We start from the raw sequence: 19,794 nt of genomic DNA, 5'->3' as shown, positions 1-19,794 counted from the left end.
GGGTGCGGACCAGCTCGACCGTGGTGGGCAGGTCGGCGGTCCAGGTGACGGCGCTCCCGGCGCTCCCGGCGTTCATGGCGGTGATCCTCGCAGCGGCCACCGACAACCACCGCCGGAACGAGGAGAGGCGGAGGCGCCCGGCGGCTCAAGCTCCGACCGAGCCGTCGACGGCTTCGCGCAGGAAGTCGGCGTGCCCGTTGTGCCGCGCGTACTCGTGGATCAGGTGCAGCATCACCAGCCGCAGCGAGACCTCCGCCTGCCAGCGCGGCTGGTAGCCGGTGACGTCCAGCGACTCCGCCTCCCGCTCGATCCGGCGGGCGTGCGCGACCTCCGTCTCCCAGGCCGCGAACGCCTCGGCCCGGTCCGCGCCGCTCGTGTCGTACGCGGCCTGGTAGTCGCCCTCCGGGGACCAGAGCAGCGGGATGTCCTCGCCGTTGATCACCCGCCGGAACCACGTCCGCTCGACCTCCGCCAGGTGGCGCACCAGGCCGAGCAGCGTCAAGGTGGACGGCGGGCTCGACGCCAGCCGCAGCTGGTCGTCCGTCAGCCCGGCGCACTTCATCGCCAGCGTCCCCCGGTGGAAGTCCAGGAACGCCCGCAGCGTCTCCCGCTCGCCGCCGGTCAGCGGTGGCGCGACCCGCCCGTCCCCCGTGTCCGTCCCCATGCCGCTCCCCGTCCCTCTCGTGTCCGAACGATCCGGTGAGCAGTCTCCCAGGGCGCACGGCCGCGGCGCCGGTCGATTTCTCCGGCGCGTACGGCCCGCAGGGGGTACGGCGGCGCACCGGACAGGCCGCGCAGCGGTAGGGTGCGGGGGCGAGGGAGCCGATGCCACGACAGCAAGCAAGCTCATCATCCCGTATCACTCACCACCCGATTGGCCTGCGTGTTGTCGCGCGAAACCCCTTCCTTCGGGTCGTTCCGTCCTGGGCATGTTTGGGTACGTACAGCGGCGCGCGCCCGCGGAGCCCGGAGCACCGGCCCTCCCGCCCGTCGCCGCCCCCCATCGGCCGCCGCCACTACACACGAGGAGCCCGAGCGAGCCATGAGCCAGGACCGCATCCCCGGACCGGTACGCCAGACCTACGGTGCCGACGATCTGTCACGGGCCGCCGGCTTCGGCGGCGGATTCATCAACTTCGGTGACTGGAGCGGCATCCGCACCACCGCGCCGACCCCAGAGGACCGGGTCCGCAGCCAGGAGGACCTCTACCGCCGGGTGCTGCGCGCCTTCCCCGGTCCGCGGGAGTCGCTGCGGCTGGGCGAGGTGGGCTGCGGGCGCGGGCTGGGCGCGGCGCTCGCGCTCTGCGAGTTCCGCTTCGCGGCGGTCACCGGCGTCGACATCCACCCGGACCAGATCGAGCGCGCCCGCGCCGTCAACGCCAAGGCGCTGGCGACGTTCCCGGACCGGCTGTCCTACTCGCTGGGCTCGGCGGACGACCTGCCGTTCGCGGCGGCCTCGCTGGACGGCGTGTACTCGGTCGAGGCGGCCCAGCACTTCCGGGAGCTGACCGGGTTCGCCCGCGAGGCGGCCCGGGTGCTGCGGCCGGGCGGGCGGCTGGTGGTCACCACCTTCTTCACCGCCGCGGGGCCGGACGTCGCCGAGCGGCTGAGCATCCTGCTCGGCAGCTTCGCCAACGGCCTCGACGTCGCCCACCCGCTCGACGCGTTCACCGCCGACCTCGCGGCTGCCGGGTTCACCGAGGTCGCCACCGAGTCGATCGGGGCGGACGTGTGGCCGGGGCTGGACCGCTACCTGGAGGGCGCCGTCCCGCCCGGCCACTGGACCCGCAACTTCCTCGGTGCCTGGCGCGACGGCCTGCTCGACTACCACCTCGTCACGGCCACCCGCCGCTGACCCCACGGCCCGCCGCGGGCCCCGGCCCTGCCGCGGGCCCCGACCCTCGCCCCCCGACCTCGCCCGGAGCGATCCCCGCCCACCACGGGGATCGCCCCGTCCCGCAGGGCCGCCGGCTCAGCCCTGGTGGACCAGCAGCGCCGTCCGGACGGCCGATTCGAGCGCCCCCTCGACCCAGGCAGGCTTGGTCGAGGTGTGGTCCCCCGCGAAGTGCAGCGGCCCCTCGGAGCCCGGGATGTCCGGGAACAGCTCCGTGTGCTGGCCCGGCAGCAGCACCGAGGCCTCGCCGTAGGCGTAGTGGTCCCGCACCCACGACTGGGTCTTGGCCTTGGTGGTGAAGAAGACCTCGCAGCGCCGGCCGAAGATCGCCTGCACCCCCGCGAGCGCCCGCAGGTAGCGCTCCTCGTCGGCGTACGCGTCCCACTTGAGCGCGTCGTCGGACCAGCTGTAGCCGGCGAGCACCACGCCGCCGTCGCTGCCCTCCACCGGGCGGGGGAAGTAGACGAACCGGTTGGCGTTGTCGCTCACCGACCCGCCGCCGCGGATGTGCGGGGCCGCCGGGTCGGCGCCGGGCGGGCGGAAGTCCGCGAAACACTTCCTGAGGTCCTCCGGGACGCTCACCCCCAGCTGCCGCACCGAGGCGTGCGCGCCCAGGTAGCGGCCGTCGGGGACCAGGCCCGCCCGGTAGCGCTCGTAGAGCCCGGCCTCGATGCCGTCCAGCGAGGCCTTCCATTCCTCCTCGGTGAACTCCCACCAGCGGCGGGAGAATTCGAGCAGCACCTTGGTCGCGGCGTCGTAGTGCAGTTCGGTGATCGCGCGCCGTTTGCCGTAGCCGAGCGGCGGGTCGAAGGTCACGTGCCGCAGCCCGGCGAACGGGACGGTGATGATCGCCTCGTCGCCCTCGAAGACCTCGGTGACCCCGCCCCGGCCGCTCTGGCAGTCCTCGGAGACGGTGTGCACCCGGACCCTGCCGTCCTGCCGGTCGACCCGCACCGCCCGCCGGTCGAACCGCACCTTGCCCTTCACCGCCGCGTGGAGGGCGTCGACGAGCCGGGCCGTGCCGCCCTTGATCTCCCAGAACTTCGTCCTCGGGTCGATCAGCGCGGCGGACAGGAAGCTGTGCACGAAGGACAGGTGCAGCCGTGAGGTCACGTTCTGGAGGGTGCCGATGAGGTCGATGGTCCTGGTGTCCAGCCCGGCCCCCTCGGTGAGGTAGCGGTACATCGACCAGTGGCCGTACTGCCGCAGCACCTCGGCCCAGCCCTCGACGAGCGCCGCGCCCTCCTTGCCCCGGACGAGCCGCAGCGCGGGTTCGAGGGCGTCCGCGTAGATGGCGGCGGCGGTCCTGCCGAGGTCGGGGCCGGTGACGCCGAAGCTCCCGTTCACCTCCCTGGGGTCGGCCTCGTAGTCGGCGCGGCGCACGTGCAGGCCGTTGACGTGGATCCAGGCGCGGTTGGCCCGGACCGCGGGGTTCTCCACCTCCACGTCCACCAGCAGGAACTCCTGGCGCGGGAGGTCGTACGCGTCGAGCAGCGCCATCACCAGCGGGTGGCTCTCGGGCAGCCGCATCGCACCGGCCTCGGCGTACTGCTCGGGGTCGGCGAACGGCTGCGGGCCGTTCTCGTGGCCGCCGCTGCGGAAGGTCTTGATCCGCCCGCCGACCCGGTTGCCGTTGGCCTCGATGACGACGACGTCGTGGCCGGCCCGGTTGAGCAGGTCGGCGGCGAGCAGCCCGGCCGGTCCGGCGCCGACGACCAGGACGCGTTTGGTGGCCCGCGCGCGTCCCGTCGGCAGGCCGTCGCGGACGATCTTCAGATAGCCCGGGACGAGCGGCCGGTCGTGCTCGTCGTAGACGGCGATCGCACGGGCCACCGTCGTGTACGCCTGCTCGTCGGTGCCCGGCGGCACGGCGGCCGGGGCGGGGGCCGGCGCCGCGGCCGGGGCGAGGGCGCTCGCGGGCGCGGCGGTGGCGGCGGTGAGCCCGGCGGCGAGCACCGAGGCGCCGGTCACCGCGACGAGGGAACGCCGCGAGGGCCCGGCGGGGAGCGGTCCGCCGTCGGGGGTGGTGGTGGTGGTGCTGCTCTTCGTGGCGGGAACGCTCACGTCTTGAGTGGTCATGACGCACCACTCTTGGCGCACCCAGGACGCGACGGAACCGACATCACCCGGACGAGAACATCAACCACTCGATCGGATTCGGGCTCTTCTGCCACCTTGACGCCCGGCCGGCCCCCGCCCGCCGGGGTCTCGACGGGTGTCGGGGCGGTGCAGCAGACTCTCCGGGACGGCTCCCACCGCGCCCCATCCGCACCATCCACCACGCCCACCGAGTTCGAACCAGCGCATCGGAGAACCACCACGGTGACCACGAGTCGACACCTGGAGATCCCCTTCACCGCCGGCCGTCACGGCAGCGGACCCGCCACCTGGGGCCAGCGCGCCATCTGGGGCGTCGTCAGCCGCGCCGCCCCCGCGGACCGCCCCCGCTTCAACATCGCCACCACCGCCCCGCTCGATCCGGGACTCCCGCTGCCGGCGGTCCTGGACGCCCTCGGGCACCTGCTCCACCTGCACGACTCCCTGCACACCCGGCTGCTGCCCGGGCCGGACGGCACCGGCCTGCGCCAGCAGGTCGATCCGGAGGGCCGGCTGACGGTGCACGTCCGGGACTGCGCGGCCGGCACCGGGCGCGAGGAACTCACCGCCGTCGGCGGCGCGTTGCACGAGGAGCTGGCCGGGCTGCCGTTCGACTGCGCCACCGAGTGGCCGGTCCGGGCCGGCCTGGTGGTAGCCGACGGCCTGGTCCGGCACATCTCGCTGGTGCTCTCCCACACGGCGGTGGACGGCACCGGCATGGGTCTGCTGGTCCGCGACCTCAGCGAACTGTCGCTGGGCGCGCGCCCGGAGGACATCCGGGCCGCCCGCTCGCCCCAGCAGCCGCTGGAGGAGGCCGCGTTCCAGACCTCGGAGCGCGGCCGCAAGCGCGACGCCAACGCCCGGGCGCACGCCCTGCGCAAGCTGCGCGCCGCCCCGGTCCGGCTGTTCCCGGAGCGCGGCGCGGGCGACGCGGCCGCAGGTGCGGCCGGGGACGCGGCCGGGACCGGCTCCGGCGAGCGGTTCCCCAACGCCGTACTCAGCTCACCCGCCCTGCTGCGCGCGGTCGAGACGGTCGCCGCCGCCCACCGGACCGGCTCCTCCACGGTCCTGCTCGCGGCCGCCGCCGCGATGACGGCCCGGCTGGCCGGCCGCTCGGACGCGGTGCTCCAGGTCGTGGTCAACAACCGCTTCCTGTCCGGCCTGACCGACGCCGTCAGCGTGGTCGCCGGCGACGCCCTGTTCCATCTCCTCGACGCCGACGGCGACTTCGGCCAGGCGGTGGGCCGCACCCACGCCGCGTCGATCGCCGCCTACCGGCACGCCTACTACGACCGGGACCTGCTCGACGCGGAGATCGCGCGCCTCACCGCCGACGAGGTGCCGCTCGCCGACCGCTCCTGCGTCTTCAACGACACCCGCGACCTGCTCCCCGGCTCCCTGGCCGCCCGGCCCGCACCGGCCCCCGACGGAACCGGTCCCACCACGCTCGACTGGCCCGTCGACTTCGACCCGCGCCCCGGACTGACCTACGCACTGGACGCGCTGAGCACCCCCACCGCCCTGCAACTCGCCATGACCGCCGACCCGGCGGTGCTCCCCCGGCCCGCGATGGAACGCTTCCTCCGCGGCATGGAGGAGTTGGTCCTCGCCGAGGAGAAGCGCACCGCCCGGGCCTGAACGAAGCACCCGGAAGCGAAGCCCCCGGGCCCGGGAACGGCACCGGGGCCCGTCCGTCCGCTCACGTCCGGACGGCCGGGCCCCGGCACCGCTACACGACAGGCCTGGACCTCATCACCGGTGCTCGTGCACCGTGTTGGTCTCCTGGATCTTCTTCCAGGACTTCGGCTCCGGCCGCGCACCCGGCCGGCCGCCCGGCGCGAGGCTCGCCGCGGCCGGGGCGGCCCCGATGCCCGCGGAACCCGCCGCCGGCTTGCCCGGGGTGTACAGCCAGGTGTTGAAGATCCCGCCCAGGGGCTTGCCGGAGACCCGCTCGGCGTACGCCTGGAACTGCTGGATCGTGGCGTTGCCGTACTTGCGCTCGGTCGGCCAGCCCTTGAGGATCGCGAAGAACGCGTCCTCGCCGACGGCGTTGCGCAGCGCCTGGATGGCGATCGCGCCCCGGTCGTAGACGGCGCCGGCGAACTGGTGGTCCGGGCCCGGGTCGCCGGGCTTGATCGACCAGAACGGGTCGCCGGCCGGGTAGATGTCGTAGATGTAGTCGGCCAGCTCCTGCGCGGTGCCCTCGTTCTCGTGCTCCGACCAGAGCCACTGCGAGTACCGGGCGAAGCCCTCGTTGAGCCAGATCTCGCTCCAGCGCTGCACGGAGACGCTGTCGCCGTACCACTGGTGGGCCAGTTCGTGGACCACCACGGAGGTGTTGGAGCCGCGGGCGAACTGCGCGGGGCTGTAGAAGACCTGTCCCTGGGTCTCCAGCGCGTACCCGGTGGGCACGTTGGGCACGTAGCCGCCGACCGAGTCGAACGGGTAGGGCCCGAAGACGCCGCTCAGCCAGTCGACCAGCTCGCCGGTGCGCTCGACGCTGGCCCGCGCCGCACCGGCGTTGGCGCCGAGGTCGGGGCTGTAGGCGGTGATGACGGGCAGCCCGCCCGGGGTGGTGTCCTGGCGGAGGTCGAACTTGCCGACCGCCAGGGTGGCCAGGTAGGTCGCCTGCGGCTTGGTCTGCCGGTAGTTGTAGCGGGTCCAGCCGGGCCGCTGACTGGTGGTCAGGGTGCCGTTGCTGATCACCTGGGTGCCGTTCGGCACCAGCACCGAGACGTCGAAGGTGGCCTTGTCGGTGGGGTGGTCGTTGCTCGGGTACCACCAGGCGGAGCCCTCGGGCTCGTTGGCGGCCACGCCGCCGTCGGGGGTGCGGAGCCAGGCGGAGTAGCCGCCGCGCTCGACCTCCCCGGGCTTGTCGGCGTAGCGGACGACGACGGTGATCGGGCTGCCCTTGGCGATCGTCCGGGCGGGGGTGATCTGCAGCTCCTGCTCGCCGGAGGTGGCGAAGGCGGCGGTGCGCCCGTTGACCAGCACCTCCTTGACCTGGAGCACGAAGTCCAGGTTGAAGCGGGTGAGGTCCTGGGTGGCGGTGGCCAGGATGGTGGTGGTGCCCTCCAGCTCGTCGGTGGCGGGCTGGTACTTCAGCCGAATGTCGTAGTGCGACACGTCGTAGCCGCCGTTGCCGGCGTACGGGTAATAGGGGTCGCCGATGCCCGCGGCGCCCGGGCCGGCCTGGGCGGCCGAGGCGGGGACGGACAGGAGCAGGGCGAGCGCGCCGGCGGCGGCAGAGACGATCAGCCTCTTGCGCACGAGGGTCCTCCACAGGGTCACTGGGACAACGGGTCGGATCGATCCTTGTCCCAACGGTCCCTGCCCTACGCCTGAACAATGAGATGTTCATAAGAAGATACAGGCCGACATCCGGGCGCCGCCGGGCGGTGACGGCACGTCATCAACATCCGACGGGCCTTCATACACCGTATGACTAGGCCCTCTGCTCCCCCAGGGCGACCGGCGCCCGCACCAGCGAGCCGTACTCGGTCCACGAGCCGTCGTAGTTCTTCACGTGCGGGTACCCCAGCAGCTCGCTCAGCGCGAACCAGGTGTGCGCCGAGCGCTCGCCGATCCGGCAGTAGGCGATCACCTCGCGCTCCGGCTCCACGCCCTGCCCGCCGTACAGCGCCCGCAGCTCCTGCGCCGAGCGGAAGGTGCCGTCCTCGTTGGCCGCCCGCGACCAGGGGATGTTGACCGCGCCGGGGATGTGGCCGGGCACCTGCGCCTGCTCCTGCGGCAGGTGCGGCGGGGCCAGCGCCTCGCCCCGGTACTCGGCGGGCGATCGGACGTCCACCAGCACCGCGTCCGACCCCGGCTTGGCGAAGACCTCCGCCTTGGCCAGCACCTCGTCCCGCAGCGCCCGCACCTCCGGGTGCTCCGGCCCGGCCAGCCGGTAGGGGCTGTGCTGGTAGTCCATGACCTCCTCGGTCAGCTCGCGCCCCTCCAGCTCCCACTTCTTGCGCCCGCCGTCCAGCAGCCGCACCGGGCCGAAGCCGCGCAGCCGCAGCAGCCAGTAGGCGTAGGCGGCGAACCAGTTGTCGTTGCCGCCGTAGAGGACCACCGTGGTGTCGTCCTCGACCCCGGCGGCGCGCAGCAGGTGCTGGACGCCCTCGCGGTCGGCGTAGTCACGGCCGACCCGGCTGTGCAGGTCGGTGGTCCAGTTCCAGCCGACCGCGCCGGGCAGGTGACCGCGGGCGTAGGCCCCGGTGTCCTCGTCCACCTCGACGATCCGGACCGTGCCGTCGTCCAGGTGGTGCGCCAGCCACTCGGTGCCGACCAGCGCCTCGGGGTGTGCGTAGCCGTTGCCGGTCATCGCCGCCCTCCCTTCACGCGGGGACCCTTCGAACCTACGTCCGCACCCCCGCCCCCGGCCACCCGTACCGGAGGACCTGGGCCCTCTCCTTCGGATCACGCCAGGCGGGCGTCGTGATCCGAAAGAGAGGACCTGGGCGGCGACGGGCAGCCGGGCCACGCCGTACTGGTTCGGCGGGTCGCCCCCGATCCGTTCGACGTCCACCGGGCCGAAGCCCGCCTCGGCCGGCATCCGGCGGGCGGTCTGCTCGCCCCGCACGGCGCCGAGCCCGGCGCCGCCCCCGCTCACCGCGCGGGCCAGGGCACCTCCCGGCGCTTCTCGTAGCGGTACCCGGCGGCGTCCCAGCGCGCGCCCTCCTCCGCGAGGCGGCTCTTGAAGCCGTCCCAGGAGTGGCTCTCCTTGGTGGACCAGCCCAGCTCGGCGAGGGCGGGCAGCCGGGGCAGCAGCATCAGGTCGAGCTCCTGCGGGGTGTCCAGGGTCTCCGTCCACAGCGGCGCCTCGACGCCGAGCACGGAACCGGCGGGCAGCGGCAGCAGGGTGTCCGGGTCCCACGAGTAGGCGGTCCAGACGTCGATGGTGCCGGCCCAGACCAGCCCGAGCGGGTAGCCGGCCTCGTACTTCATGTCCAGGTAGCTGCGGCCGGACGGCGACATGATCACCTTGGCCCCGCGCTCGGCGGCCTGCTGCAACTCGACGTCGCGCCCGGCCCGGCCGTCCCAGAACTGAAGCACCCCGACGCCGCCCGGGGCGGCCTGGTTCCAGCCGACCGGCGTCTTCCCGGCGGCCACCACCTGGTCGTTCACCCTCCGTACGAACGCCGCGTACTCGGCGGAGGACATCTTCTTCACCTCGTCGCCGCCGAGGTGCAGATAGGGGCCCGGAGTGATCCTGGCCAGCTCGGTGACCACGTCCTGGGTGAAGGAGAAGACGGCGTCCCCGGTCGGGCAGAGCGTGGAGAAGCCGACCTCGATCCCGGTGTACGGCCAGGGGCGGGCGCTCCCGGTGCAGTCCAGCTCGGGGTAGGAGGCGAGGATCGCGTTGCTGTGGCCGGGCAGGTCGACCTCGGGGACGACGGTCAGGTACCGCTCCTGGGCGTAGCGGACGATCTCCTGGTAGTCGGCGGCGGTGTAGAACCCGCCGGGGGTGCCGTCGACCTCGCTGATCGCGCCGACCTCGGTCAGCGCGGGCCGGGACGGGATCTCGATCCGCCAGCCCTGGTCGTCGCTCAGGTGCAGGTGGAGGTGGTTGAGCTTGTAGAGGGCCAGGCGGTCGATGAACCCCTTGACCTCGGCGGGGGTGAAGAAGTGCCGGGTGACGTCGAGCATGGCGCCCCGGTAGCCGTAGCGCGGGTGGTCCTCGACGGTGACCGGCGCGACCGTCCACTCCGGGCCGCCGGTGACCGGGCGCGGGCTCTCGATCTGCGGGGGCAGCAGCTGCCGGAGGGTCTGGGTGCCCCGGAACAGGCCCTCGGGGGCGCGGGCGGTGATCCGCACGCCGGTGTCGTCGGCGGTGAGCCGGTAACCCTCGGTGCCGTCCGTCCCGGGGAGCGCGGGGTCGAGCAGCAGGCTGATGCCGTCGGCGCCCGGGCCGGCCGCCACCGGGAGCGGCAGCCCGGTCGGGCGGCGCAGCGCCTCGGCGAGCTGCTCGGCGATCCGCCGCACCTCGCCGGCCTGCCGCTCCACGGCCTCGGCGCCGGGCACGGTGCGCACCACGGTGCGCTCGGTGATCCGGTAGCCGGGGCCGGAGCCGGCGGTGACGGAGACCGGTGCCGGGATGATCCGGTCGGCGGTGCGGGGGCCGGCGGGTACCGCGACGGCCCCCGGCTCGGCGTCCTCGCCGCCCACCGCCCGCTGCACCCCGAAGCCGATGGCGGCGAGCAGCAGGACGACGGCGAGGACGAGCACTCTGCGGGCCCGGGCGGAGAGCCCGGCGGTTCGAATCGGCACGGCCGCTCCCGGTGTCATCACGCGCTCCACCGGCCGGTGTTCATGGCCGGTTCACCGGAATGGTCTCAACCAATCGCCGGCTTGTCCCGTGCTTCGTACGAAATCGCTTCGCAGACCGCCGGAATCGCCGGACCGCAGGGCGGTACCCGAGCGTCCGCGGGGATCAGGAGAAGACCACCGAACGGACCAGCAGCCGGTTGCCCGCGCGCCCGCCCGGCCGCAGCGCGAAGGAGGTGGCTCCGGTGCAGCCGGCTTCGAGGAAGGCGGTGGCGGTCGAGGCGGTCCGGTTCGACGGCGCGTAGGCCGGCTCCTCGGCGGTGGCCTCCGGCAGGTCGATGCACGCGCGGCTCTCCGGGTCGACCAGGGCGCCCGTGAAGTCGGAGCCGTACCTGTAGCGGAATTCGCCGTCGGCGGCGTTGGCGGAGACCGGGACGGCGAGGACGAGCATGATCGCACTGACGGCGGCGAGCACGGCGTTGCGCAGACGCATGACGGGTGGCCCTTTCAGGCGGTACTCGGTGGTACCTGGGGAATTGGTGCGAGATCACCCTAGAGGCCCAAAAACCGGGGAAACGATTCTGCTAATCCATCCTTTCGGGTGGTTTAAGCGTATTTCCCGCGACTTTTCCATGCGGCCATTTGCTCACCCCGGCGGGGCGGTGAAGTGGTAACCGGAGTCGATCAGCACCGGGAGGTAGGTCTTCAGCGCCGCCACCGTCTGCGACCGGTCCCCGCCGCCGTCGTGGTTGAGCACGATCGCCCCGGGGCGGACGTCCCGGAGGATCCGGTCGGTGATCACGCCGGTCCCCGGCCGGGCCCAGTCCCGGGGGTCGACGGACCAGGCCATCGGCCGCATGCCCAGTTCGGCGCTCACCCGCAGGGCCGTGGAGGACCAGTCGCCGCCCGGCGCCCGGAACCAGGTCGGCACCTTGCCGGTGGTCCGGTGCAGCAGGTCGGAGGTGCGCTCCAGTTCGTCGCGGACCTTGCCCTCGGACAGGCTCCGCAGATCGGGGTGGGTCCAGGTGTGGTTGGCGATGTGGTGGCCGCGGGCGGCGATCTCGCGGACCAGTCCGGTGTGCTCGGTGGCGTTCTCGCCGATCAGGAAGAAGGTGGCCCGGATGCCGTACTGCTCCAGCAGCGCCAGGACGGTCGGGGTGTGCCGGGGGTCGGGGCCGTCGTCGATGGTGAGGGCGACCACCCGCCGCTCGGCGTCCAGCTCGTACACCGGCCGGCTCTCGCCCGCCGTCAGCGCCCGCGCGGGCGTCGGCGCGGCCGAGGCGGGGGCCGACGCGGGGGCCGACGCGGGGGCCGACGCGGGGGCCGAGGCGGCGGTCGAAGGGGCGGGCGAGGCCGGGGCCGACGGGGCGGGCGCCGCCGAGGGGGCCGCCGTCGCCGCACCCGCAGCCGCGGCGGCCGGGGGCGCCGGCGGGACGGCGGACGGGCTCGCCGCGGCGGAGGGGAGGTCCGGCACCGCGTCGGGCTCCGGGGCGGACGCCGCCCGGGCCGCCCGCACCACCTCCTCCGCCCGGCCGCAGCCGCCCAGTCCGAGCAGCGACATCCCCGCTGCGACCAGCAGTAATCTTCGCGAAGTAATCTGACGATCAGACAGCATGGCGGATATCTCCCCCGTTCATCGGGCCGCCTCCCAGCGGCAACCCCGACGGGCCCGATCACCACCCCAACGGCCCATGTCACGACCGGTTCGCCCACCCCGTGACCGGATTCCCCCCGGGCCCGCTACTCTGACCTCTCCCAGTGTGATGATCTGTCTTCAGAGGACGTGGCCATGACGACGAATCAGGCTCCCGCCGACCGCTCCGCCGACGACGACGCCGAGCTGAGCCAGTGGGAGAAGTACGGGGTCGACACCAGCACCCCGCACTCCGCCCGTGTCTACGACTACTGGCTGGGGGGCAAGACCAACTTCCCGCCGGACCGCGCGATGGGCCAGGCCATCGAGCAGGCCGTGCCGACCATGAAGGCGCAGGCCAAGGAGAACCGCGGCTTCCAGAAGCGCGCCGTGCGCCACCTCGCCGAGCGCTACGGCATCCGCCAGTTCCTCGACCTCGGCACCGGCATCCCCACCTCGCCGAACACCCATGAGATCGCCTCGTCGGTCAGCCCCGGCACCCGGGTCGTCTACGTGGACAACGACCCGATCGTGCTGGCCCACGCCCGCGCGCTGATGGTCTCCACCCCGGCCAGCCGCACCACCTACATCCACGCCGACCTGGGCAAGCCCGCCGAGCTGCTGGCCGACCCGGCCCTCACCTCGACGCTGGACCTCTCCCAGCCGGTCGGCCTGCTGATGATCGCCGTGCTGATGCTGATCGCCGACGAGGACGACCCGTGGGGCAAGGTCGCCGCGCTGCGCGACGCGCTGCCCTCCGGCAGCTACCTCGCGCTCACCCACCCCACCCAGGACTTCAACGAGGCCGCCGTCGCCCAGGTGACCTCCTCCGCCCGGGCCGCCGGGATGACCCTGGTGCCGCGCAGCAAGGAGCAGGTCACCCGGTTCTTCGACGGCTGGGAGCTGATCGAGCCCGGCGTCGCCCCGGTGATGGCCTGGCACCCCGAGGGCGAGCAGCCCGAGGACCCGTACGCCGCGTACTACTGGGGCGGCGTCGCCCGCAAGCTCTGAGCCACCCCCCGGTCCACGGCCGCCACCGGCCCCGCCCACCCCCACCGGGCGGGGCCGGCCCGCAGACCGCCCGCGCGGCGCCCGCCCTCACTTCAGCAGCCGGGAGAGCCGCCGGTCCGCCAGCGGCTTGCCGCCGGTCTGGCAGGTCGGGCAGTACTGCAGCGAGGAGTCGGCGAAGGACACCTCCCGCACGGTGTCCCCGCAGACCGGACAGGGCTGCCCGGTCCGCCCGTGCACCCGCAGGCCCAGCTTCTTCTCCGCCTTCAGCTCCCCCGCCGCCAGCCCGCGCGACCGCTCCACCGCCTCGCGCAGGGTCGTGCCGAGCGCCTCGAACAGCCGCTCCGTCTCGGCCTGCGAGAGGTCCGCCGCCAGCTTGTACGGGGACATCCGCGCCGCGTGCAGCACCTCGTCCGAGTAGGCGTTGCCGACCCCGGCCAGCACGCTCTGGTCCCGCAGGACGCCCTTGATCCGGCGCCGCTCGCCGCTCAGCAGCGCACGGAAGCGCTCCAGGCCGAAGCCGGGGTCCAGCGGGTCCGGGCCGAGCCGGGCCACCCCGGGGACCTCCGCCGCCTCCCGCACCACGTAGACCGCGAGGCCCTTCTTGGTGCCCGCCTCGGTGAGGTCGAAGCCGTCCGCGTCCGGGCCCTCCAGCCGCACCCGCAGCGCCAGCGGGTTGCGCCCGCCCGGCCTCGGCGGCAGCGCCGGCAGGCCCTCCTTCCAGCGCAGCCACCCCGCCCGGGCCAGGTGGACCACCAGGTGCAGCCCGCCGGCCTCGATGTCGAGGAACTTGCCGTGCCGCACCACCGGGCCGACCGTCCGGCCGGCCAGCGCGGTCACCGGCGGGTCGTAGGTCTTCAGCGCGCTGATCGCCACCGGCTGGACCTCGGCGATCACCCGCCCGGTCAGCCGCTCGGACAGGAAGGCGGTCAGGGCCTCGACCTCGGGCAGTTCCGGCATGCGCCCAGTCTCCCGCAGCCGCCCCCACCCCGCCCGCCCGCCGCCTTTGCCGTCCACCGGCCCGCGGCGCAGGCTGGAGGGGTGGACCGCGCGCCAGCCGAGGAGGTCCGGCTCCGCCATGAGCACGCTAGAGGAACAGATCGACATCGAAGCACCGGTGCTGGCCGCCTGGGAGCAGCTGCACCGGGTCCACGACTACCCGCGGTTCGTCGACGGCGTCCGCCGGGCCCAGCCGCACGGCCGCAACCTCGCCCACCTGGAGGTGGAGATCGCCGGCACCGGGCGGGACGTCGAGACCGAGATCACCGACCGCGGGCGCGGCCGGGTGATGACCTGGCGCACCCTGGACGGCCTGCCGCTGAACGGCGCCTTCGCGCTGCGACCGCTGGACCGCACCCACACCCGGGTGCAGCTGCGCGTCGAGTACGACCCGGAGGAGGTGCACGAGGTGTTCGGCGGGCCGCGCGGCTTCGCACTGGCCGGGGCGATCGAACGCGCCGTACGGGGCGACCTCGCGCTGTTCCGGGAACTCGTCGAGGCCCGGGTGGCGGCCGCCGCCGCACCGCCCGCGCCGGTCGTCGAGGCACCCGGCACGGTGACCGTAAACGGGATATAAGCGCAGCTCAGGAGTGGCGGTGAGGATCTTCACAGCGGTCCGGCGGACCCGCCGTCCGGCGGTCCGCCTGTGGCACACTCGGGTCCCATGAGCACGGCCCCGCTCCCCAGGACGCTGCGCGCGGCGATCTTCGCCGCGCTGCTCGTGCTGCTCGCGGGGCTCGGCCAGGTCCTGGTCACCGGCCGTCCGCTGCCGCTCGGCACGCTGGCCCTGGCCGGCGCCGCCGTCTTCGCGGTGGCCTTCGCGCTGGCCGGCCGCGAACGCGGCTACCGGGCGGTCGCGGCGGTCTTCCTGCCGCTGGAACTAGGCCTGAGCGCCCTGTTCGACCTCGCCCAGTCGACCTGCCCCTCGCTGCCGCCCGGCACCGCCCGCGGCCTCGAACCGCTGCTCTGCGGCGGCGGCTCGCTCGGCGGCTTCCTGCTCGGCCACGGCCTGTCCCGGCCGGCCGGGCTGGTCGTGCTGCTGCTCCTGCACGGCGCGCTGGCCCTGGCCGCCGCCGCCTGGCTGCGCAGCGCCGACGCCGCGCTGCGCTCGGTGGCCCGCACGGCGCGGATCCTCGGCGACTTCGCCCAGCGCTTCCCCGCCGCGGCCGGCCGCCTGCTGCTGCTGATCACCGCCCCGCTGCCGGCCCGCCCGGTGGCCCGGGTGCCGTTCCCGCGCGCCAGCCGCGTGCGGGTGCCCGCCGAGTCCGTCGTGCTGCGCCCCGCCGTCCGGCGCGGGCCGCCGGTGCTCGCGCCGGCCTGCTGAACGACCCGCCCCGGAAGGTCCTCGGCCGGCCGTGCCGCCCCCGCGCCCGCACGCCGTTCCACGAGCACCAGGACGACCTCTCCCATGAGCACCTCCCCCAAGAAGTCCCCCAGCACCTCCGCCGCCGACCGCAAGGCCGCCCGCCGGGCCGCCACCGAGCGGATGCGCGAGGAGCGCGAGCGCGCCGACCGCTCGGCGCGGATCCGCCGCCGCGCCGTGGTCGGCGCCGCCTCCGCCGCCGTGCTCGCCCTGGTGGCGGGCGTGGCCTTCGCCGTCGGCGGCTCCTCCGGCTCCGGCGACGCCGCGGCCTCCGGCCCGCTGGTGGTGCCGGCCAACGCGGGCGGCGCGGACGGCACCGTGATCACCTACGGCAAGGCCGACGCCCCGCACACCCTGGAGGTCTACGAGGACTTCCGCTGCCCGTACTGCGAGCAGCTGGAGACCACCACCGGGTCGACCATGCAGCAGCTCGCCGACGCCGGCACGTACAAGATCGAGTACCACCTGGCGACCTTCCTCGACCAGGGCCTCGGCGGGAAGGGCTCGCGCACCGCGCTGGCCGCCGCCGGCGCGGCGCTGAACGAGGGCGTGGACAAGTTCAAGCAGTTCCACGACGTGCTCTACGCCCACCAGCCGGACGAGCGCGAGGACGCCTTCGCGGACGTCAACCACCTGCTCGACCTGGCCAGCCAGGTGCCGGGCCTGAAGACCGACGGCTTCGTCAAGGCGGTCCAGGACGGCACCTACGTGCCGTGGGCCCAGCAGGTGAACAAGGCCTTCGACAAGAGCGGCGTCACCGGCACCCCGACCGTCCGCCTGGACGGCAGGAAGCTCGACGTCTTCGCGGGCGGCGCGCCCGTCTCGCCGGAGAGCTTCACCGCGATGGTCCGGCAGGTGACCGGATGACGGCCCCCGCCGCCCGCACGCACGGCGCGAGCCGCCCGTTCGCCCTGCTGCTGGTGATCGGCGGCGCGCTGGGGCTGTTCGCCTCGGCCGTCCTCACGCTGGACAAGATCCGGCTGCTGAAGGACCCGTCCTACGTCCCGAACTGCAACATCAATCCGATCATCAGCTGCGGCTCGGTCATGCGCAGCGACCAGGCCGAGGCCTTCGGCTTCCCGAACTCGCTGCTCGGCCTCGCCGGATTCGCGGTGGTGACCGCGATCGGCGCCGGGCTGCTGGCGGGCGCCGCCTACCGGCGCTGGTTCTGGCTGGGCCTGCAGGCCGGGACGGTGTTCGGGATCGGCTTCGTGACCTGGCTGATGTACCAGGCGCTGTACCGGATCGGGGCGCTCTGCCCGTACTGCATGGTGGTCTGGGCGGCGATGATCCCGCTGTTCTGGTACACCACGCTGCACAACCTGCGCGCGGGGATCATCCCGGTCCCGCGCGCCCTGCGCCCGGTGGTGCGGGAGGCCGCGCGCTACCACTGGGTGGTGCCGGCGCTCTGGTACGCGGTGATCGTGCTGCTGGTCCTCAACCGGTTCTGGTACTACTGGTCGACCCTGCTCTGACCCCCGCCCCGCCTCCGGACCCGTGCCGGTCCGGAGGCGGGCGCCCTGCCCGGCGGCCACGCCGTGGCCGCCGGGCCCCGCCGCGTCACACCCGGACGGCGGCGCGCGGGGCGAACTCGTAGGCGGCGACCTCGGCCAGCAGGGCGGCGCGGCGCTCCTCGTCGAGGAAGGAGGCCCGGAAGGAGTTGGCGGCCAGCAGCCGCAGGGTCTCGTCGTCCAGGCCGAGCGCCTCGGCGAGGGCGTCGAAGTTGTCCCCGGCGTAGCCGCCGAAGTAGGCGGGGTCGTCGGAGTTGACGGTGGCCAGCAGCCCGGCGTCGAGGATCGCCGGCAGCGGGTGGTCGGCGAGGGTGTCGACGCAGCGCAGCCGGACGTTGGAGAGCGGGCAGAGGGTCAGCGGGATCCGCTCGCGCACCAGCCGCGCGACCAGCGCGGGGTCCTCCAGGCAGCGCAGCCCGTGGTCGATCCGCTCGACGCCGAGCACGTCCAGCGCCTCGGTGATGTACGCGGCCGGGCCCTCCTCGCCCGCGTGGGCGACCCGGTGCAGGCCGGCCTCGGCGGCGCGCCGGTAGACCTCGCGGAACTTGGCCGGCGGGTGGCCGACCTCGGCGGAGTCCAGCCCGACACCGGTGATCCGGCCGCCGAACCAGGGGCGGGCGGCCTCGAAGGTCTCCAGCGCGGACTCGGCGGACTCGTCGCGCAGGAAGCACATGATCAGCCGGGTGCTGACGCCGTGCCGCTCCTCGCTGCGGTCCAGCGCCCGCCCGAGGCCGTCCACGACGACGGCCAGCGGCACGCCGCGCGCGGTGTGCGCCTGCGGGTCGAAGAAGATCTCCGCATGCCGCACCCCCTGCGCCGCCGCCCGGGCCAGGTAGGCGTCGGCGAGCTCCTCGAAGTCCTGCTCGGTGCGCAGCACGGCCATCAGCGCGTAGTACAGGTCGAGGAAGGACTGCAGGTCGGTGAAGGCGTAGGCGCGCCGCAGTTCCTCGGTGTCCGCGTACGGCAGGGTGACGCCGTTGCGGGCGGCGAGCGCGAAGGCGAGCTCGGGCTCCAGGGTGCCTTCGACGTGCAGGTGCAGTTCGGCCTTGGGGAGGGGCATCGGTGCCTGTCCGGGGAGTGCGGTGCGGATACGAAGTGGTCATCCTACTTTTCCGCTGCCCTCGACCACGCATCGGGCAGGTCGCGCACCCGCCGCAACGGCGAGGCGACCAGCAGGCCCGCACTCGCCACCAGCAGCAGGATCGTGAGCCACATCACCGGCCGCAGTCCCAGCCACTCGCCCAGGGCGCCGCCGGTCACCGCGCCGAGCGGGATGGTCGCCTGGTTGGCGGTCATCGAGGCGGACACCACCCGGTCGAGCAGCACGGGCGGCACGTAGCGCTGCCGGAAGCTGCCGAGCACCACGTTGGCGAGCACCACGCCGCCCACCAGGACCGCGAGGCCGCCCGCGTACAGCAGCACCCCCGCGCCCGGCCGGGCCGTCGGCAGCAGCAGGCCGAAGGGGCCGACGGTGAGCAGCGCGAGCAGCACCCCGCGCCCGCTGCCGAACCGCCGGGTGACCGGCCGGGCGAGCGCCGCACCGGCGACCCCGCCGAGGGCGCCGGCCGCGCCCAGCCAGCCGACCGCCGAGGGGGCCACGCCGAGCTCGCGGATCAGGAAGAGCACCGCCACCGCCTGGTAGCCGGCCAGCGCGAGATTGGCGACGGCCCCGTAGCGCAGCACCGCGCCGAGGTACGGGTCACGGCGGACGAAGGCCAGCCCCTCGCGGACCTGGCGGCCGAGCGGGGCCGGGTCCGGCTCCGGGGCCGCCGTGCGCCGGTCGCGGATCAGCAGCAGCGCACCCGCCGCGACCAGGAAGCTCACCGCGTCGGCCAGCAGCCCGGCGGCGGCGCCGAAGGCCTGCACGGCGAGCCCGGCCGCGCCCGGCCCGGCGACCTGGGCCACCGAGGCGCCGCCCTGCAGCTTGGCGTTGCCCTCGGTGAGCCGTTCGGGGGGCAGCAGGTCCGGCAGGAACGCCTGGTGGGCGGCCGCGAGGAAGACCGACGCGGTGCCCGCGAGCAGGGCGACCAGCAGCAGCTGGGCGAAGGTCAGCACATCGGACCGGGCGGCGGCCGGCACCGAGGCGTACAGCACCGCCGAGACGAGGTTGCCCCGGACCAGCACCGTGCGTCGGCCCCACCGGCCGATCCAGACCCCGGCCGGCAGGCCCACCAGCAGCCAGGGCAGCCAGACGGCCGCGCTCAGCAGTCCGGCGGCGAACGGCCCGGCGTCCAGGGTGACCACCGCGACCAGCGGCAGCGCGACGGCGGTGACGGCGGAACCGAGACGGCTGACCGTCTCCGCCGTCCAGAGCAGCCGGAAGTCGCGGTCGGCGAACAGGCCGGCCGATAACCGGGGCGTGCCCCGCAGCTCGGTGCCGGTCACGGCCGGGCCGGGACGCTGTGGGCGAAGGCGAACACCGATTCCCGGGCGCGGCCGTCCTCGGGGACCGGGCGGGCGGCCCAGCGGGCCAGCACCTCGACCAGCTCGCCGGCCAGCTCCCGGGCCTCCTCCGGGGTGAGCCGCAGCCAGGTCTCGGTGGCCACGGCGCAGCCCTCCCGCCACGGTTCGGGGTAGTCGTGCCGGGCGGCGGACCAGCCGCGCACCAGGGTGGCCTGGCGTTCCAGCTGGAGCGAGCCGGCCGCGTCGGCGACGGCTTCGGCGGCCGGGTCGCCGGTGAAGTCGGCGCGCCGCCAGCGCGGGGTGCCGGCGGTCGGGCGCCACCAGCGTTCGCGGCGGTCGCGGGCCAGCTCGGGCGCCTCCTCGACGAGGTCGGCGCCGGCCAGCACCTTGAGGTGGTGGCTGATGCTGCCGACGGCCTGGCCGGTGCGCTCGGCGAGCAGGCCGACGGTGGCGGGGCCGTCCACCGCGAGCAGGTCCAGCAGCCGGCGGCGGACGGGGTGGGTGAGGGCGGCCAGGACGCGGGAGTCGGCGATCTGCCGGACGCCGTCCGCGACGGGTTCGGTGCTTTCGGTCATGCGGCGAGGATATCCACAAGAGCTCTTGTGCAACAGCCCTT

At 74.3% G+C, this 19,794-nt stretch carries 18 protein-coding genes; 7 read left to right on the top strand and 11 right to left on the bottom strand.

Annotated features, from left to right (window positions below; all coding sequences use genetic code 11):
- Positions 1–145: 145 nt before the first annotated feature.
- Positions 146–664 carry a DinB family protein gene (locus tag ACF1AK_RS27990; RefSeq protein ID WP_391501602.1) on the bottom strand — a complete coding sequence of 173 codons (519 nt, stop codon included), beginning with the start codon at positions 662–664 and terminating at the stop codon, positions 146–148.
- 378 nt (positions 665–1,042) lie between these two features.
- Between ACF1AK_RS27990 and ACF1AK_RS27985 the strand changes: the two genes are divergently transcribed.
- Complete coding sequence (locus ACF1AK_RS27985; RefSeq protein ID WP_391501601.1) at positions 1,043–1,855, top strand: class I SAM-dependent methyltransferase; 813 nt, start codon at positions 1,043–1,045, stop codon at positions 1,853–1,855.
- Positions 1,856–1,972: 117 nt separating this feature from the next.
- On the opposite strand, the gene ACF1AK_RS27980 is transcribed toward ACF1AK_RS27985, so the two are convergent.
- Positions 1,973–3,973 (bottom strand): flavin monoamine oxidase family protein, encoded by a 2,001-nt coding sequence (locus ACF1AK_RS27980; RefSeq protein ID WP_391501600.1) that lies wholly within the window; start codon positions 3,971–3,973, stop codon positions 1,973–1,975.
- A 243-nt stretch (positions 3,974–4,216) separates the two neighbouring features.
- On the opposite strand from ACF1AK_RS27980, the gene ACF1AK_RS27975 reads away from it, so the two are divergent.
- Positions 4,217–5,629, top strand: coding sequence for a condensation domain-containing protein (locus tag ACF1AK_RS27975; protein WP_391501599.1), 1,413 nt, complete (start codon positions 4,217–4,219; stop codon positions 5,627–5,629).
- 114 nt (positions 5,630–5,743) lie between these two features.
- On the opposite strand, the gene ACF1AK_RS27970 is transcribed toward ACF1AK_RS27975, so the two are convergent.
- The 5 genes from ACF1AK_RS27970 to ACF1AK_RS27950 all read right to left on the bottom strand — a co-directional run bounded on the left by ACF1AK_RS27970 (position 5,744) and on the right by ACF1AK_RS27950 (position 11,876).
- The gene (locus ACF1AK_RS27970) at positions 5,744–7,261 is read right to left on the bottom strand and encodes a M1 family metallopeptidase (protein WP_391501598.1); all 1,518 of its coding nucleotides are present in this window, start codon (positions 7,259–7,261) and stop codon (positions 5,744–5,746) included.
- Positions 7,262–7,436: 175 nt separating this feature from the next.
- Positions 7,437–8,318 (bottom strand): sulfurtransferase, encoded by an 882-nt coding sequence (locus tag ACF1AK_RS27965; protein ID WP_391501597.1) that lies wholly within the window; start codon positions 8,316–8,318, stop codon positions 7,437–7,439.
- 284 nt (positions 8,319–8,602) lie between these two features.
- Positions 8,603–10,264 (bottom strand): beta-N-acetylhexosaminidase, encoded by a 1,662-nt coding sequence (locus ACF1AK_RS27960; protein ID WP_391501596.1) that lies wholly within the window; start codon positions 10,262–10,264, stop codon positions 8,603–8,605.
- Positions 10,265–10,427: 163 nt separating this feature from the next.
- Positions 10,428–10,754: a hypothetical protein gene (locus ACF1AK_RS27955; protein ID WP_391501595.1), complete on the bottom strand. Its 327-nt coding sequence runs from the start codon at positions 10,752–10,754 to the stop codon at positions 10,428–10,430.
- A gap of 153 nt (positions 10,755–10,907) precedes the next feature.
- Entirely contained in the window at positions 10,908–11,876 is a 969-nt protein-coding gene (locus tag ACF1AK_RS27950) for a polysaccharide deacetylase family protein (protein WP_391501594.1), read from the bottom strand.
- A 174-nt stretch (positions 11,877–12,050) separates the two neighbouring features.
- On the opposite strand from ACF1AK_RS27950, the gene ACF1AK_RS27945 reads away from it, so the two are divergent.
- Positions 12,051–12,905: an SAM-dependent methyltransferase gene (locus ACF1AK_RS27945; protein WP_391501593.1), complete on the top strand. Its 855-nt coding sequence runs from the start codon at positions 12,051–12,053 to the stop codon at positions 12,903–12,905.
- Between the two features lie 87 nt (positions 12,906–12,992).
- Here ACF1AK_RS27945 and ACF1AK_RS27940 read toward each other — a convergent pair whose 3' ends face one another.
- Positions 12,993–13,862, bottom strand: a complete 870-nt coding sequence (locus tag ACF1AK_RS27940; RefSeq protein WP_391501592.1) for an Fpg/Nei family DNA glycosylase — start codon at positions 13,860–13,862, stop codon at positions 12,993–12,995.
- A gap of 118 nt (positions 13,863–13,980) precedes the next feature.
- On the opposite strand from ACF1AK_RS27940, the gene ACF1AK_RS27935 reads away from it, so the two are divergent.
- The 4 genes from ACF1AK_RS27935 (at position 13,981) to ACF1AK_RS27920 (ending at position 16,739) form a co-directional block, all read left to right on the top strand.
- A complete protein-coding gene (locus tag ACF1AK_RS27935) occupies positions 13,981–14,478 on the top strand; it encodes an SRPBCC family protein (RefSeq protein WP_391501591.1) in 498 nt (165 codons plus the stop codon).
- 87 nt (positions 14,479–14,565) lie between these two features.
- On the top strand, positions 14,566–15,225 hold the full coding sequence (locus ACF1AK_RS27930) for a hypothetical protein (RefSeq protein WP_391501590.1): 660 nt from the start codon (positions 14,566–14,568) through the stop codon (positions 15,223–15,225).
- A gap of 84 nt (positions 15,226–15,309) precedes the next feature.
- Positions 15,310–16,131: a DsbA family protein gene (locus ACF1AK_RS27925; RefSeq protein WP_391501589.1), complete on the top strand. Its 822-nt coding sequence runs from the start codon at positions 15,310–15,312 to the stop codon at positions 16,129–16,131.
- A complete protein-coding gene (locus ACF1AK_RS27920; RefSeq protein WP_391501588.1) occupies positions 16,128–16,739 on the top strand; it encodes a vitamin K epoxide reductase family protein in 612 nt (203 codons plus the stop codon). Before ACF1AK_RS27925 ends, ACF1AK_RS27920 begins: the two co-directional genes overlap by 4 nt.
- A gap of 85 nt (positions 16,740–16,824) precedes the next feature.
- Here ACF1AK_RS27920 and ACF1AK_RS27915 read toward each other — a convergent pair whose 3' ends face one another.
- The 3 genes from ACF1AK_RS27915 to ACF1AK_RS27905 are packed head-to-tail and all read right to left on the bottom strand — an operon-like array spanning position 16,825 to position 19,753.
- The gene (locus ACF1AK_RS27915) at positions 16,825–17,835 is read right to left on the bottom strand and encodes an adenosine deaminase (protein WP_391501587.1); all 1,011 of its coding nucleotides are present in this window, start codon (positions 17,833–17,835) and stop codon (positions 16,825–16,827) included.
- 44 nt (positions 17,836–17,879) lie between these two features.
- The gene (locus ACF1AK_RS27910; RefSeq protein ID WP_391501586.1) at positions 17,880–19,160 is read right to left on the bottom strand and encodes an MFS transporter; all 1,281 of its coding nucleotides are present in this window, start codon (positions 19,158–19,160) and stop codon (positions 17,880–17,882) included.
- Positions 19,157–19,753 (bottom strand): ArsR/SmtB family transcription factor, encoded by a 597-nt coding sequence (locus tag ACF1AK_RS27905; RefSeq protein ID WP_391501585.1) that lies wholly within the window; start codon positions 19,751–19,753, stop codon positions 19,157–19,159. Before ACF1AK_RS27905 ends, ACF1AK_RS27910 begins: the two co-directional genes overlap by 4 nt.
- Positions 19,754–19,794: the final 41 nt, after the last annotated feature.

Origin of the sequence: Kitasatospora sp. NPDC015120, assembly GCF_043080305.1 — a bacterium.
In the GTDB taxonomy this organism is placed as follows: Bacteria; Actinomycetota; Actinomycetes; order Streptomycetales; family Streptomycetaceae; genus Kitasatospora.
Note: the sequence above shows the minus strand (reverse complement) of the source record. Positions and strands in the feature narration are given on the sequence as shown.